This window comes from Rhodococcus sp. MH15 (assembly GCF_019266045.1).
Taxonomy (GTDB): domain Bacteria; phylum Actinomycetota; class Actinomycetes; order Mycobacteriales; family Mycobacteriaceae; genus Rhodococcus_F; species Rhodococcus_F qingshengii.
The window spans coordinates 69,266-84,252 of the sequence record NZ_LPNP01000079.1; the positions used below are offsets into that span (position 1 = coordinate 69,266).

General features: G+C 59.2%; 11 protein-coding genes. 1 reads left to right on the forward strand and 10 read right to left on the reverse strand.

Annotation, left to right across the window (positions count from 1 at the left end; all coding sequences use genetic code 11):
- Positions 1–955 precede the first annotated feature (955 nt).
- From ATN37_RS22685 to ATN37_RS22715, 8 genes are all read right to left on the reverse strand, one after another.
- A complete protein-coding gene (locus ATN37_RS22685) occupies positions 956–1,999 on the reverse strand; it encodes a DUF262 domain-containing protein (RefSeq protein WP_218695638.1) in 1,044 nt (347 codons plus the stop codon).
- A 111-nt stretch (positions 2,000–2,110) separates the two neighbouring features.
- Positions 2,111–2,602, reverse strand: a complete 492-nt coding sequence (locus ATN37_RS22690) for a hypothetical protein (protein ID WP_218695639.1) — start codon at positions 2,600–2,602, stop codon at positions 2,111–2,113.
- Entirely contained in the window at positions 2,599–3,453 is an 855-nt protein-coding gene (locus ATN37_RS22695; protein ID WP_003940667.1) for a ParA family protein, read from the reverse strand. The genes ATN37_RS22690 and ATN37_RS22695 overlap by 4 nt, the downstream gene beginning before the upstream one ends.
- A gap of 33 nt (positions 3,454–3,486) precedes the next feature.
- Positions 3,487–4,995 (reverse strand): Z1 domain-containing protein, encoded by a 1,509-nt coding sequence (locus ATN37_RS32750; RefSeq protein WP_256933459.1) that lies wholly within the window; start codon positions 4,993–4,995, stop codon positions 3,487–3,489.
- Positions 4,968–6,410 carry a hypothetical protein gene (locus ATN37_RS32755; RefSeq protein WP_256933460.1) on the reverse strand — a complete coding sequence of 481 codons (1,443 nt, stop codon included), beginning with the start codon at positions 6,408–6,410 and terminating at the stop codon, positions 4,968–4,970. Before ATN37_RS32755 ends, ATN37_RS32750 begins: the two co-directional genes overlap by 28 nt.
- Entirely contained in the window at positions 6,407–7,924 is a 1,518-nt protein-coding gene (locus ATN37_RS22705) for an ATP-binding protein (protein ID WP_218695640.1), read from the reverse strand. Before ATN37_RS22705 ends, ATN37_RS32755 begins: the two co-directional genes overlap by 4 nt.
- Positions 7,917–10,040, reverse strand: coding sequence for a hypothetical protein (locus tag ATN37_RS22710; RefSeq protein ID WP_308125229.1), 2,124 nt, complete (start codon positions 10,038–10,040; stop codon positions 7,917–7,919). Before ATN37_RS22710 ends, ATN37_RS22705 begins: the two co-directional genes overlap by 8 nt.
- Before the next feature lie 109 nt (positions 10,041–10,149).
- The gene (locus ATN37_RS22715) at positions 10,150–11,250 is read right to left on the reverse strand and encodes an LLM class flavin-dependent oxidoreductase (protein ID WP_054825837.1); all 1,101 of its coding nucleotides are present in this window, start codon (positions 11,248–11,250) and stop codon (positions 10,150–10,152) included.
- Positions 11,251–11,546: 296 nt separating this feature from the next.
- Between ATN37_RS22715 and ATN37_RS22720 the strand changes: the two genes are divergently transcribed.
- Complete coding sequence (locus tag ATN37_RS22720) at positions 11,547–12,548, forward strand: MBL fold metallo-hydrolase (RefSeq protein WP_058037188.1); 1,002 nt, start codon at positions 11,547–11,549, stop codon at positions 12,546–12,548.
- 42 nt (positions 12,549–12,590) lie between these two features.
- Here ATN37_RS22720 and ATN37_RS22725 read toward each other — a convergent pair whose 3' ends face one another.
- A complete protein-coding gene (locus tag ATN37_RS22725; protein WP_218695642.1) occupies positions 12,591–13,511 on the reverse strand; it encodes a universal stress protein in 921 nt (306 codons plus the stop codon).
- Positions 13,508–14,953 (reverse strand): amino acid permease, encoded by a 1,446-nt coding sequence (locus ATN37_RS22730; RefSeq protein ID WP_007729264.1) that lies wholly within the window; start codon positions 14,951–14,953, stop codon positions 13,508–13,510. The genes ATN37_RS22725 and ATN37_RS22730 overlap by 4 nt, the downstream gene beginning before the upstream one ends.
- Between the last annotated feature and the right edge of the window lie 34 nt (positions 14,954–14,987).

The following is a 14,987-nucleotide window of genomic DNA, read 5'->3' on the forward strand; positions in this document are numbered from 1 at the left end:
CTGTCACTATATGGCCTGATGTGACTTGTACGATTAGCACCCGAAGCAGGTGGTAATCCGGCATAGCGAACAGCCCTCACGAGGGCCCAACGATCAATTTGAAAGCTTGGGAAAAGATTTTGAGACTGCAGACCCCTCGAAAATTCTCCGCCAGTGCAGCAGCTATTAAATCGGCAAATTCACACACCACAAGAGCCATGAGAATCCACCCCAAAGAAAAGAGGAATATCAGTTGAATGTCAATTTCACCCGGAATCCAGCGAAACGACAACGAGCGGATCGCATCCATCTATCCGCGTTAGCAGCCAAAATATACGAAACGGAGCAACGCCACAATTCGCAATCTATAAACATCGAAATCAAAAGCGGCGATATTTATCGCGTAGCGGCAATGGATATCAATTCAAGGTTCCTGCACCAAACTGAAAATCTTTGGGATCCGCCGGGCTGAATTTCTCGGAGCCAAAATGGCACGTCTTCCACGGATCTTGCACTGAAGACCTGTTTCGCCGAACCCCATGTATCGATGTTTCGATGCGCTACAAAATTTCGAAGCTTCCGAAGATCATCAGCACACGAGTTACTCGCTCCAATTGCGCCCACAATCGAGGCACCGTTCGCAAGGCCCAATTGCATAACAATGGGAATTACGCGTCGAGAATCTCCCCAATAAATTATCTTTGGACGCTTTCCATTCCTCGGAGCAGCCGCCCAGCATAACGCGATGTCAAAACTACCTCGGGTAGCCACCTCCACCGCCAAAGTCAATCGAGCACCATTTTCCATAACCGGTCTTCGAACCGCTGAGACCAAGACTAAATTCTCAACAAAACGCTCCCATTCGGCATAAATGGAGAGAATACAATAACATGCTGACTCAACATCAGGCGACGATAGGAATTTTTGCTCAATCACCCTAGCTCGCAATATGAACTTTCGACTGACGTTGGACAAACTATTGACCATATCCAACTCCATCTTCATCGCGTCCCGTCAGAGCCCAGAAATATGCGTTGAAACGAACCTTTCGAGTAGCGATTCTCTGAGTGGAACCCTTTGAAGCTGCTACGAACTGTGTGAAGTACGCCGATTCCGCCACCTCTTCGTCGAGCGCAACTGCAAGATTCTCAAGCCGGGGCCGAGCTTCATGTGGGAAAACAGGTATGCCCGATTCAAGCGCCGAAGAATACGCGGCAAAGAACATCAAGAATTGAGTAGAGCGCCTTAACTCGGTCTCAAGTATCAGATCCGAAAAATTATCGATCATTGAATTCAGAGAATCCCTGAAACGGTGCTTGACTTGCACTATCTTCGGAATTCCATCATCATATTTTTTGTAAAGAGAATTTATATAACTCGCACCACCATCTTGAAGACCCTCGATGAGAAACCCATACATCTCAGCGACCAACTCATCATCCTTCATGCGAAGACGATCTCGACCCCTTACTATTCCTAATACATCCCAAAGGACCCTCCATTCCACAGCAGCGTTAACTACCTCCCATTTAAATTCACCTTGAAACTCTGCATGCCGCTTCTCTGCCGGAGAAAGAGAAACGGTATACGAATTGAGACGCGCAAAAACCTCAAGCACATCAGTATCGTCAGCATTAATGAGTTGATCAACTGCAATTGGGTAAGTTAGAAAATCTTCCTTCAATTCTTGACTCAGGTCATCGTAAGTCATGCCAGAGAACTCACGAGCGCGGCCCGTTAGCCTTAATTCACCGCTTGCGAACTGAATAATCGCTTTTAATCTTTGCTGACCATCGACGATTTCTCGGACTGATCGTTTTGTATTCAGATCGACTTTTGTCCGAAGATAGATCTTCGGCATTGGCATCCCACGTAACACGGAGTCGATGAGCATCACTTTAGCGATCGGCGCCCATATTTCACGACGTTGAAAATCGCGGTTAATCTGAAGGGTTCGATCATCGTTCCATGAAAGAAAATCGTGAATCTTGTATTGTTCCAGTATCGATTTGGTAGACATTTTAAGCACCTCTCAAGATAGAAATAGATCTTACTACGGGAGAAATCGTCAAAGATAAAAAATCGATATCCGATATACATCGATCTGATCCATCGCACGTTCGCACCGATGTCAACGAAAGGCACTCCCCTTCGAAGTCAGTGCCTTCACTCGCTCGACGGTCCAGACTGCAAGCACATCCACTTTGCGCTTGCGGCCCGTCTCCTTGTGCGTATCCATTTCCTGTTCCGCGATGATGTCCTTGAGACCGTCTGCGTCGAGGACCGAAAGACGCTCCAAGAGCACCGCTTCACCATCGACCTTGAAGACGTCGAACGGGTCGAAAGCCCCCGGCTCCCGCTTCACCTTCGGTACAGCAGCACGACGACGCGGCGCCGGCGCAGAAGCAGGTACCACAACGGCGGATCCATCCGACGGAACTGCGAAAGCGCTTTCGATTGCCTTCGCGAACCGCGGGGTACGGGCAGCTTCCTCCGCGACGACCTGAACCAGCTTGGCCAGCAACACCGAGGCCGAGGCATTAGTTGCACCCAACTTCAATAGCGCGGCACCGGTCTCCTGCACCTGCACGCGACGACGCGCCTCATCGATACCCGCACTCATAGCTTCGCCTGCGCTTCCGTGAGAATGTTCTGCGTAATTGCACGCATCTGATCGAACTGACCTGCATTGCCGTACTTCACCTTCAAAGTGCTGTACGGGTGAAACTCCGCCGACGCGGCAATCTGATTCGACTCCGCGAGATATTCCGGCAATACGTGTGGGACGTTGGGATCGCGCCGAAGATTTCGCACAGTCGTGCGGTGCACCGCCGAGTTGGACTTGTACTTGGTGATCACCAACCCGAGTTCGAAGAGTTCACGGCCGAGTTCTTTGCCGAACTTCGCGATGTGCGTCTGTATCTGCGGAATGCCGTACGTGGAGAGTACATCCGGGATCGTGGGGATCACGTAGCCGTCAGCCATGGCCAATCCGTTGAGTGTGATCGGCCCGAGATTCGGCGGGCAATCGATCAGAACATAGTCGTAGTACGGCATCACCGGGGCGACGGCATCCCTCAACAATTCAACCGGCTTGGTGGAGTTCCGATCAGCAACCCGAAGGGCACTGATCTCCTCCTGCAGCTCGATCAAATCGAGAGATGAGGGAAGCAGATCCACACCCGTCACTCGCTTGACCGGCGAGACTCCGCGCTGAATCGAAGCTTCGAGATCGAAGTTCGACGTGCCATCGACAGCGTCACGGAAAATGGTTGCGCTGGTCAGCCCTTGCTTGTTGAGTTCGAGCCAGTGATCCTCACTGATCATCATCGTCGTGAGATTGATCTGCGCATCGAGGTCGATCAGCAGCACGCGCTGACCGAATTCGAGCGACATGAACTCGGCCAACCCCGCGGTGATCGTCGTCTTACCGACGCCGCCCTTGAGGTTGATCGTCGCGATCGTCTTAGCCATCAGAACCCATTCCTGTCTCCCACCACAACACACCTAGTTCGCATCGACGATCGCCCCTGTCCCCGACTGCTTGACCCGAAAACCGATTCGCCCCAACGGCTCCGCCGCGTGCGGAAGCGCGTACGAGAACAACGTCGCAAAATCGCGCGAGTCCACGGGACCAGCCTGTGCCCGTTTCAACTGACGAGGAGCCGGATCGTTCGCAAATACCAGAATCAATGCACCGCGAGTCTTCCGATGAAGTGCACCCGCAAGCGGTCCGCCGTTCTTCTTCGGGCTGCCCGCAATGTGCTCGATCGCATCGCGCTCACGAACGGCCGTACCGGTGAAACCTGTTCGGTACTCGCGTTCCTGGCGTTTGCGATTGACGATCGGAAGTTTCTCGTGCCAACCCTTGATCTCGATCGGCTCCCGGGTCTTGGGATACGGAAGCAGAACTGCGAAGTCTTCGAGCAATCCGGATTCGATAGCGGTCGAGAGCGCTTCGCGGTGGGGACCGAAATCCCACCCGTTCGCCCACTCGAACTGGTCGACGGCCTCCAACACCACATGGGCAGGGACGATGCCATATCGCGCAGTGAACGATCGCGAAACGTCATCCTTGTCAACGAAATTGAAGGACCCTGTTTCGTCCAACGACTTCAACAAGGGTGTAACCGCCTCGAAGTGCCGAGCGTTGATCGAACCGTCGCCTCGCGGGGGCTGCATCGTGAAGCTGAAACTTTCACCACCCATGCCTCGATAAACCAGATCGGCGTTGAACATCTTGTTTCGAGCCGTTGGTCTGAGCCACGGCAGCTGCTGAAACACCATCGGCGGCACATCGCGTGGAGTGACCCACGGTTCGCCCTTCTCGTTCACGCCGCTGAATCTGGTGAGCTCGTTCCGGAACTCCTGCTCGTCCCGAACGATCGCCTCGAACGCCTTGTACATGTCGTAGTCCGCGCCGGCGGGTCCGCCAACCGTGCGGCCGATGAACAGGCGCACCAAGTCTCGGTACCCGGGGCGGAATCCGAACCAGCGTCCCATCTGCATCAACGTGTCAGCTTGGCCCGTTCGACGCGTGTAATAAGTGATGGTCAGGCCCTCGACTGTGAAGCCGCGACTCAGCTTTGTTCCGCCGACAAGGATCTTCCATACTCCCCGTTCCTGGAAGTCGAGGGAATCCTGTTTGTAGTCCTTCTCGGCAGCCCCGTTGACCACGATGACGGGGCTGGCTCCCTCGGAAATCTTGTCGTAGGCGGCGCCGATGAACTCCTCCAACTCGGCAAACGAACCAGGATTCTCCAGTTCACTGCCCCGAGCCGCACTCACCACCGCAAAGTCTTCGGCCCAGAGCTTGTCCAGCCGGGAAAGACTCTTGGCCTGGCTGTATCCGGCCGATTTCCACAAGGCCTTGAAGTCGTCGGCTACGGCGTCATGCTCGGCCTGCTTCACCGATTCGTGCACCAACATCGTGTGGTGCCGATACGGCTTGACGCCCTTCGATTCCCGGAAAAGCTTGATCGCCCCGGTCAGGACAAACGAGTCGAGAGCCCGCAATTGTTCGGCAGAACGATCCTCGTCGCACTCGGCCCGGAGATCCCGTACGTACGCTTTCTGGTTCGAATTGGCCGGAGTCTTGTCGTCGTCTTCGAGATCGTCGAGATCGTGGAAGTCCGCACCACCATGTACGGGCCGGGCCGCTCGAGACTGACGATGAAGTCCGAAGGAAAGACGTTGACGCTGTCTTCCGGATCGACAAACACATTGGCAAAAGGTGTTGCGGTGTAACCGATGTACTGGGCACGCTTGAGTAGACCGAGGATCTCAGCAATCTGACCGTTGATCGCCGTCCGCTCGACCTGCTCGGTTTTCATCTTCTTCGGATCGATCGTGTTCACCGATGCCTGATCGGCTTCGTCGTCGATGATCAGAGCCGGGATCTGATCGAGCTCGGTCGGGACTTTCTTCAGATCGGCCACCAGCTTCTTGAGGCTGGAGACGTTCTTCTTCACGACCGCGATACGAATATTGCTCGGGTACAGATTCTTCGGATCATTGAGTGGAAGAGAGTGATCCACGGTTTCGAAGTGCAGTGCGCTCAAGCCCGCGAGCAGACTCTTGTAGTCAAAGGTCGAGGTGGTGAGCCGACGGATAGCCGGGATTTCATTGGTCTTGTTCGGATCGATTTCGTGTTCGAGAAAGTTCCCGTCCCGCCAGTCCTCGTCGTTGGCGTAGTCGTCGTCCACACCGGCACTGATGTTTTGACGACCGACCAATTCCATGTCGAGGCGTCGCTGAGTCTGGCTCCGGAGAATCTCGATAGTGCCGGTCAGAACGATGACCAAGCGGTACCCAGCGTCGATCGCCTTGGCCACGACGCCACTGAAATTCGCCGTCTTCCCGCTCTGGACGTAGCCGACCACCAAACCTTTGGACTGATACGGCTCGGGCCGCGTCGGATCCGCAAGCCGGTGCACAACTTCAGTCGTTGCAATGTCCAGCTTTCCGATTGTCGCCTCGTCCCAGTTCTTGTCGGCTAGAACTCGCTTGTAAGCGCGCCAATAGAAGTCGTGCTCGCGCCGGCGCTCGGAGGTGTACCAGGGGTCCCACGGCTGCTGAGCAGCAATGACAACCGGCCCACCTTCGCGAGGGAAGTGCGCATCCATCTCGGCGTGGGCGTCGACCGGCAATCCCAACAAGTCGTAGATCCGAGCTCGCCGTTCCGGGCTCTGCGGAACAGTCGAGCCCACCCACGTCTCAACACTTTCCGCATCCCACTGCCGGAGACGCGAGGTGAGCGCCGTTCGTACACCGACAGCACTGTCGTCGAGGAACACATCGATGATGTCCGCGATGGTCAGGCCGTCCGGATAGCTCGCTCGCAGGCGCGCGTTGACCGGGTACAGCACGTTCTCGGGCGGAAACCCGTCACCGAGTTCACGTGCAACCGCACGGAATACTTCATCACTCACTGCACTACCTGCTCCCGGTGCGCTGCCACTGCGGAAATCAACACTTCCTGCCACGCCTGCATCTTTTCCCTCTGACGCGCGCCGATTCTCGTTCCTTCGAACATCTCACTCACCAACAGGAAGACGAGAGTCTTGAGCACCGGAGCATCAGCCGGGTCGAGACTGCGACGTCCGAGCAGATCACGCCGAAAACGCGCATTGATCCACAAAGTCCGAGTCTTGAGGTCGACTTCGAAGAACTGATCACGCGCCAAGGCTCGCCAACCCACAGCAACAGGATCATCACCGACGCTGAATTCGAAGGCGTCGCTGAAGGAATCGAGCACGTCTTCCGGAAAGCCGGATGCCGGCTCGATGACGCTGATCGGCCGAGGTGCAGAACTTCGGGCTGCCCGCACGACGCGCTCGGCATCGGTCAGATACGAACGGAATCCACCGTTGCAATCCGTGAAGACGGCCCCGTCGACGGCAGCCGACGCAGTGGCGTCGAGCGTCACCCCCGATTTCTCGGGATTGATGGTGATGTGCTGCAGCAGAGAATCGTTCAGATCGACAGCAATTCGTGCCAATCCGTAGTCCGGTCGGCCCCGCACTATCGCGTTCCAGCCGCCGATCTGCAGGAGTCGATCGTGCCGATAGAAGTAGAGCCCCTGCTGGTCGCGGCCGGGGGCGCCGTGGATGCGAAATTCCGGTGCATTGCTCCGGGCGAGCCACAGGTGAGCTTCGGCGGTTACTGTGGCACCGGCGATCGACACGGTAAGTGTCCGAGGGTAGTTGGGGTCGCCGGTGCGCGGATACCGGAACGGGTCGATGGCACTGACTGTGCGCAGCGCGCCGGCGCGTCCCGCTTCGACGTCGAAGACATCCACAGTCAGAGCGATCCGGCCGGATTCGATGAGACGGTGAAATACGACGCCGAGGTGACTGCGCACGTCGTTGATGGTCTGTTCGAGCCAGCTGGTCTGCTCGTCCGCGTGCGCGGACATGAGAAATGTTGTGATGCCGCGCCATTCGACAACAGTTCCGGTGTCGAAGGGAAAGCGGGGCGTGACTGCGTCGAAGAATTCTTCGGCTTGCCGGTCCTCGATCACGGAAACTGACTGACGCCCCTGCACTGAGGCCGAGTCGATCTCGCGGCCCTGCGTCGGGTGCCCGGACTTTCGAGACCACACTCGGAGCAACCGAGCCTGACTCAACGACGCCGCCTTCATCCCTACACCGAAATGACCCAGGTCCCCGGCGGCATAGTCGCGTCGGCGGCCGTAGGTCATCGCGGAATCAATGGTGTCACTGTCCATGCCGGAGCCGTTGTCGATCACCATCATCGACACGATCCGTGTGCCGTCCTGAACGAACCTGATCAGCACGTGGGAGGCCTCGGCGTCGAGGCTGTTGTCGATCAGATCGGCGAACGCTGTCGCGATGGTGTGGTGCAAGCCGATGGCGCCGGCGAGGGACTCGTCCGCAGCAAGGATCTTGGTGCCCACTATGCGGGTGTCCGCGACGTCAGTCATGGGATGCATCCTTACCCTCTACCTCGTCGATTTCGGATGCTTCGCCGCGCCTCCATGCCGCCTCCAGGAAGTCCAAAACCACGTCTTCACCACGATCTTCGTACGCGCGCAGTATCTTTCGTGGACGGTCTTCGCCGTCCAGACACACGGCTTCGGCGAGAATCCGCACCACATGTCTCTCGGCAGTTCGCAATGGCTCGCGATTGCCAACCTCTGCAAGTGCCTGACGTAGTGGGTCGATGTCAGAGTGAACGATCGCCGGTCGGACCACGCGGAAGGTTCCGTCTTGCCACAGCTCGAGGAACACGTCTTCGCCCTCCACAGCGGAGAGTTCACGCAGGAATCGGCGGATAGTGCCGAACGTCGGCTGCGCTCCGGTCCATCGAACTGCTTGAACGCCGAGGTGACTCTCCAACTCGATGTTCGCGCCGCGCGCACAGCCGGCAGCGACCGCGACACCGGCGGGTACAGCAAACCCGGAGCCCCGCAGATGATCAGAGGTCACGGTCAGTCGATACCGCCACGTACTACCTGACCGGTACAGGCGGCGAGTCAACTCTGGCGTCTTCGCAGTGTTGCGTGTCCGCTTGCGCCGGACTATCCCGTCACCACCAATGTTGAACTCACTGGCTTCTTCAGCCTCTCCCGAAGAAACCGATTCCTCCCCAACGGAATCCGCGCTTCCCCAGGCGTGCAGCCGCCACACTGCGCCGTCGAGCGCCACGCGATCGTCGGCCTCGAGCGCGCGCTCGATCGACCGGTCACTGCGATCGGACTTCAGCAACTCCACAAGCTCCACGACGGACTTCGGCGATCCGACGGCTTCGAGCGCGCCGACTGCCAGATCGGAGATCCGACGCGCACGCGTCAGCGCAGAATCCGCCACTACGACGACCCCGCACCACGCAAGCCACTTCTCCAGTTCGCCGCGTGACATCGACACAACTTCGGCGACGTCGTCGAGTGCAACTACACCGTTGGGGGACTCAAAGTCTTCCAGCAAGGTCTGAGTGCGTTTCTTGGCCGCCGCGACGCCCGGAGCGGCTGCCCAACCGTCAGTCACCTCGAAGTAGTCGTCGAGACGGTCCAGAACCAACCACAGCGGAACTCCGTAACCAGGCACCTCCGCCGCGATGCTCGGATGCACGTCGAGCAGGCGATCAAGCGAAGCTACCGGCTGAATCTCGACGCGCAGGCTGGCAAGCAGGTTCCCCACGGCTGTCCCGAATCCGCACGCCGCGTTGAGTTTGGCTTTCACGTCGGCCTCGATCTGCCCGACCCGCCCCGAGCCCACTCCGAGCTTGGCTCCGATCGCTCCCCTACGCTGCGGCACTCGCGCTACGATCCGCTCACGCAACACCAACGACTCCCGCTCGTCCAACTGGGAGAAGAGATTGTCGATTTCGTCAATCGCGTCGGTACGGTCGGTGTCGGGCAAGTCGTTCGGCGTCAGAGCCGAGATCCGGGCGGCGACTTCCTGAATCGAGGCCGGAGATTCGTCGTCGACCTCGACGGTGACGAGTGGTCTGCTGTCCTGACCTCGGACCCGTCGCCACATAGCAAGCTGAGCGAGATCGTCGAGCAGCGCTGTGATCGCGGGTGGGGCACCTGCTTCCTCAGTGGCCTCGACGCGGGCGAGCGGAGTCGTCATGACCGCACAGACCAACAGGTTGAGCACTATGTCGTGCACCGTCTGTTCGCTCGTTCCGCGCACGCCGAAGATCTCAGCGGTCGTGTGCATCAGCAGTCCGCCGATTGCTTTGTCGGTGGTGAGCCGAGACAGTGCAGTCACTGCGCGAGTATCCAGACTCAACGCCTCCAGCGGGAGATCTTCACCAAGTAGCGGAAAGCTCGCTCTTAATACCGCTGCCGCGTGGTGAGCGATGTAGAGGGACGCCAGCTCGGAGAGAACCTTCTCGAGATCGACCTCGAGAACAGTGAACGACGGCGCTTCGCTGAACCACCAATCAGGTGACGGTGCCAGCGGCTCGAGCAGCGCAGCACGATCGGATACGTAGTCGTCCAGCCAAGGAAACAGATCGACCCACAGCGTCTGACTCAGCTCGTTCGCGGGAAGCGAGTTCACACCCAACGTCAACGCACTACTCCCACTCACGGATACCTTCATTGCGGTCAAAACCGACCGCGATGTCGGTAACAAGTTACTGCAGCTCGTGAGCGGTCGCAGCGCCGGACCCGCTTACCCGACAGTCAGACTTCTCCGCTCAGTCGACGGCGGTGAAACCCTTCGCCCGATCTTTGTCGGCCGAGGTCCACAGCGTCGTCGACAGTTCGGCCTTCACCAGCGGGATAACCTCTTCCGCAAATCGGCGCAGGGTGTCCTTCTGCTGCTCGAAGTCGAGCACGTGATTGACCGACACCGATTGGAAATCGTGGCCGTAGCTCTCGTGATAATCGAGGATCTTCTCGGCGACTCGCTCCGAAGACCCGACCAATGCCGGCCCACGGTCGACGGCTTCCTCGATGGTCCGGAAGCTTGTCGACTTTCCGACCGCTTTGGGATCGTGCTTGCGTTTGTCGGCCTGCGCAACGGCGCCTTCGTAGATCGGACGGAACTCTTCGATGGCCTGCTCGGTCGTGTCGGCGAGGAACAATCCGCCCGAACCCGATCCGACGTACGCCTTGGCCGGGTCATGTCCGTACGCCAGGTACTGCTCGCGGTAGTGGTCGATCAGCACTTTGTAGTTCTCACGAGGCTGGAAGGCGTTGGCGGTGACGATGGGGTCGCCCCACTTCGCCGCGAGTTCGACGGCCTCGAACGAGGTAGCCGATCCGTGCCAGATACGGAACGGGCCGTCGAAAGGACGCGGTAGCGTCGTCGCGTCCTCGAGCGAAGGCCGGTGCGTTCCCACCCACTTGACGTTTTCCTCGCTGATCAGCAGTTTGAGGAGTTCGTAGTTCTCGGTGAGGTACTCGTACTGCTTGGCGATGTCCAGACCGAGGAGCGGGTATTGAAGAACCTCGTTGCCCTTGCCGATCACGATCTCGAGGCGTCCCCGGCTGAGTTGATCGATGGTTCCGAAATCTTCGGCGACTCGGATCGGGTCGAGTAGCGAAAGGACCGTGACACCTGTCGACAGCAGGATTCTGTCCGTGGCCTGCGCAATCGCCCCCAAAACGACGGTTGGCGCCGACGAAAGAACCGGCCCGGCGTGGCGCTCACCCACCGAGAACGAATCGATACCCAGTTCTTCGGCGAGAACCGCCAGTTCGACGACGCGGTTGAGCCGATCGGACGGGGCAACTTCCTCGCCGGTCACTGGATGGGGTGGGTTGAAAATGATGTCCAGAACCTGAAAACGCATGACCCGTCTTTCTCGATAACCGCACAGCGCGCCTGTCCCTCGGAGGCTAGTGCGCGACTGCTCGACGGATCCGCCATCCGAGGACGCCCCTGACACGGCGAAATCACGAAAAACCCTATTCAACAACTACTTTCGACTCAATGGCATCATTCGGTCGATAAAACTCTCCCCGATCCGAAGTCGACCGAAAACATGCCGCACTCCCGCCAGGCAGGACCTGTGTCACCAACCAAACGAGCGCACGGTAAACATGAAGTACTAAGAGTGCGTTCCCTTATCGTTAAGAGGTACTTGATATGAACGGTGCGGCAGCCATCGGTGATGGCATATTTCAGATTCCTGTCCCGATCACGGACAACCCGCTCGGGCACACGCTCGTCTACGCCATGGAATCCCCCGGCGGACTGATCTTGGTCGACGCTGGTTGGGGCGACGACAACGGCTGGCAGGGCCTCAACGCCGGGCTCGCCGAGATCGGGCATTCGGTGACCGACATCGAGGGCGTCGTGGTCACGCACTTCCATCCGGACCACACCGGCCTGTGCGGACGGGTCCGCGAGGCATCCGGCGCCTGGATCGCCATGCACGAGGACGACCACTACTTGTTCGATCAGATGGCCACTGCGCGTAACGAGGAGTGGATGGCGTACCAGCTCGACAACATGGAACGTGCCGGAGCGCCCGCAGCTGACCGTGATGCATTCCGACTGGCTGCCGCGGGTGAGTCTCCGGTGGGCCCCGAGTCCGCTCCCGACCGCCTTCTCGCGGACGACGAAATCATCGCGCTCACCGGCCGCGGCCTCCGCGTTGTCTACACCCCCGGCCACACGCCTGGTCACGTCTGCTTCTACCTCGACGACGCCGACGTCATGTTCACCGGCGACCACGTCCTGCAGAAGACGACACCCCACGTCGGCAACTTCGTGTACCCCCTCGACGAGCGTGATGCCCTCGCCGATTTCCTCGACTCGCTCGCACGGGTGCAGAACATGAACATCACCCGCGGTCTCGGCGCACACGGCATTCCGATCGACGACGTCGGAGGTCGCGCCGGCGAGCTGATCGAGCATCACCAGGAGCGACTCGATCACCTGCTGCAGGAGTTCGCCGACGACAAGCTCACGGTGTGGGACGTCGCGGCAAAGATGAAGTGGTACAAGCCGTGGGCCGAGATCTCCCCGATGGGAAAGACGATGGCGCTCTCCGAGGGCGCAGCTCACCTTCGCCATCTGGTTGCCCGAGAGCAGGTCTCTCAGGTTCCCGGCTCCGAGCCAGCGCTCTTCGCTCGCTCCGTCTGAAAGATCAGGGCCGACAAGCACTCCGCTCGTCGGCCATGATCTCTATTCCGCTTCGGCCTGATCGACTATTCGGGTCGACGCCGATCGCGGCACCACCACCACCGGAACCGGTGAGTACCGCACGATCTTCGCCGCCCGACTGCCGAGGAACACCCGCGCCAGTGGACCTGCCTTGCTCGAGCCGACAGTCAGAACGTCACCTCGGTCCCACTCGACACCCTCGAGCGCCTCGGCCCAGTTACGACCATGGCTGATAACCGATTCCATGACGTCGGGTATTTCGGGCAGTGCACGCACGCGCTCGAAGGCAGCGTTGGTCTCGCGCTCGACCACCTCGGCCCACTCAGAGATGATCGGTGAATCCCCCTCGGTCCCGAGCGTGGTCGTGTACTGCGCGTTTGCGCGAACTGCAAACGCCGCCAGTCTGAGTCCGGCATCGACACGCGCAGCCACGGTCGCGGCGGCGAGCACCAGATCGTCTTGATCGGGTGTGCCCGAGTATGCGGCGGTGACGCGGCGAACCACCTCACCGGGCTTGGTTCGAAATCCCCTCGGCGCCAGGGCGACCGGAACGTCGGAGCTGTGCACCAAGCGTGAGGTGACACTGCCGAGAGCCACGTGACCGAACACCCCGGCCGTAGACGAATCCAGGACGATCATCTTGGCTTCGTGCTCGTGAACGAGATCGAGCAGGCCACTCGACGTCGACTGAGCCTCATGCACGACATAGGTTACGTCGACGTCGGAGGGCATGTCTGCCCGCGCTTTCGCCAGTGCCGCTTCGGCTTCGGCTCGCAATTGCTGGTGGTATTCGGCGTCGACACGCGCCATCCCGGGCGGTGGCGGCGAGGGAATCACCGCGCAGATCACCAGCGGTTCACCGGACGAGCGCGCCAACAGCGTTGCCAGATGGACGGTTCCGGAGCTGTCACCGTCGGGTGCGTATCCCGCGAGCAACGTCATGACTCGGACTCCGATCCCAGTTCGGCGCGGTTCTTCGCCCCGAGGCGCGAGTGCTTCATACCGTAGGCGAAGTACCAGATGATCGCGACGGTCACCCAGACGAGGAATACGTAGATCGTGACGGTTCGGAGGTCCTTGATGATCCACAGGCAGCCCAGGATCGAGAGGATCGGCGTCACCGGATAGCCGGGAACTTTGAAGCTGCGCGGCAGGTCCGGGTCACTGCGCCGCAGGATGATGACCCCGACCGAGACCACGAGGAAGGCCACCAGAGTTCCGATGCTGGTCATTTCGGCGAGGAAGTTGATCGGAATGAAACCGGCCAGAATGCTGATGACGACGCAGACGATGATGGTGTTGGGCACCGGCGTCAGAGTCCGCGGGTTCACCTTGTGGAAGATCGACGGAATCATGCCGTCGCGTGACATCGCGAACAGGATCCGGGTCTGACCGTAGATGACCACGAGCGTGACGCTGCAGATCGAGATCACCGCACCGGCGGCCAGAAGTGTTCCCGGCCAGGTAGATCCGGTCACCTGTTCGAGGATGGCGGACAGTCCGGCTTCCTGACCTTCGAACGATGCGGAATCCTGTGCACCGATCGCCACGGCGACGACGGCGATGTAGATCGCGGTGACAGACACGAGCGCAATGAGGATCGCGAGAGGGAGATTGCGACGAGGGTTCTTCACTTCTTCGCCGGCGGTGGACACAGCGTCGAGGCCGATGTACGAGAAGAAGATGATTCCGGCGGCGGACATGACGCCACTGAATCCGAACGGTGCGAAGTCGGCGAAGTGATTGCTGTTCCATCCGGCGATGCCGACCACGATGAAGAGCAGCAGAATTGCGAGTTTGATCGAGACCATGATGGCGTTGGCCTTGGCCGATTCACTGGCGCCGCGAATGAGCAGAACACCGCACAGGCACACCAGGATCACTGCGGGCAGATTGATGATGCCGCCCTGCTCCGGCGCTTGTGACAGCGCGTCGGGGATCTGGAACCCGAAGAGGTTGCCAAGTAGCTGGTTCAAGTACTGCGACCATCCGACGGACACCGCCGCGGCCGAGACTCCGTACTCGAGAAGCAGACACGCGCCGACGGCCATGGCCGGAAGCTCTCCGAGCGTCGCGTAAGCGTAGGAATACGACGAGCCCGACGCCGGGACAGCTCCGGCCAACTCCGCGTAACAAATCGCCGTGAGTCCCGCGACGACACCGGCAACAACGAAGGAGATGATCACTGCCGGACCCGCAACCGGGACTGCCTGCGAGAGGACGAAGAAGATACCGGTGCCGATCGTGGCGCCGATGCCGAACATGGACAACTGCGCCAAACCGATACTGCGGGTCAGCTCGCCGCCGTTGGTATCTGCGCCGGTCTCCTGGTCTATCTGCAAAGCCGGCTTGCGCCGAAGTACGTGTTTGACGAGAGTAGCCATCGACGCTCCTCTAGAGTGCCTGGTAGGAAACTGT

Excerpts from the sequence above, each read along its gene's own strand:
- ATN37_RS22685 (WP_218695638.1), bottom strand. The coding sequence starts at position 1,999 with ATGTCTACCAAATCGATACTGGAACAATACAAGATTCACGATTTTCTT.
- ATN37_RS22690 (WP_218695639.1), bottom strand. The coding sequence starts at position 2,602 with ATGAGTGCGGGTATCGATGAGGCGCGTCGTCGCGTGCAGGTGCAGGAG.
- ATN37_RS22695 (WP_003940667.1), bottom strand. The coding sequence starts at position 3,453 with ATGGCTAAGACGATCGCGACGATCAACCTCAAGGGCGGCGTCGGTAAG.
- ATN37_RS22705 (WP_218695640.1), bottom strand. The coding sequence starts at position 7,924 with ATGACTGACGTCGCGGACACCCGCATAGTGGGCACCAAGATCCTTGCT.
- ATN37_RS22715 (WP_054825837.1), bottom strand. The coding sequence starts at position 11,250 with ATGCGTTTTCAGGTTCTGGACATCATTTTCAACCCACCCCATCCAGTG.
- ATN37_RS22720 (WP_058037188.1), top strand. The coding sequence starts at position 11,547 with ATGAACGGTGCGGCAGCCATCGGTGATGGCATATTTCAGATTCCTGTC.
- ATN37_RS22725 (WP_218695642.1), bottom strand. The coding sequence starts at position 13,511 with ATGACGTTGCTCGCGGGATACGCACCCGACGGTGACAGCTCCGGAACC.
- ATN37_RS22730 (WP_007729264.1), bottom strand. The coding sequence starts at position 14,953 with ATGGCTACTCTCGTCAAACACGTACTTCGGCGCAAGCCGGCTTTGCAG.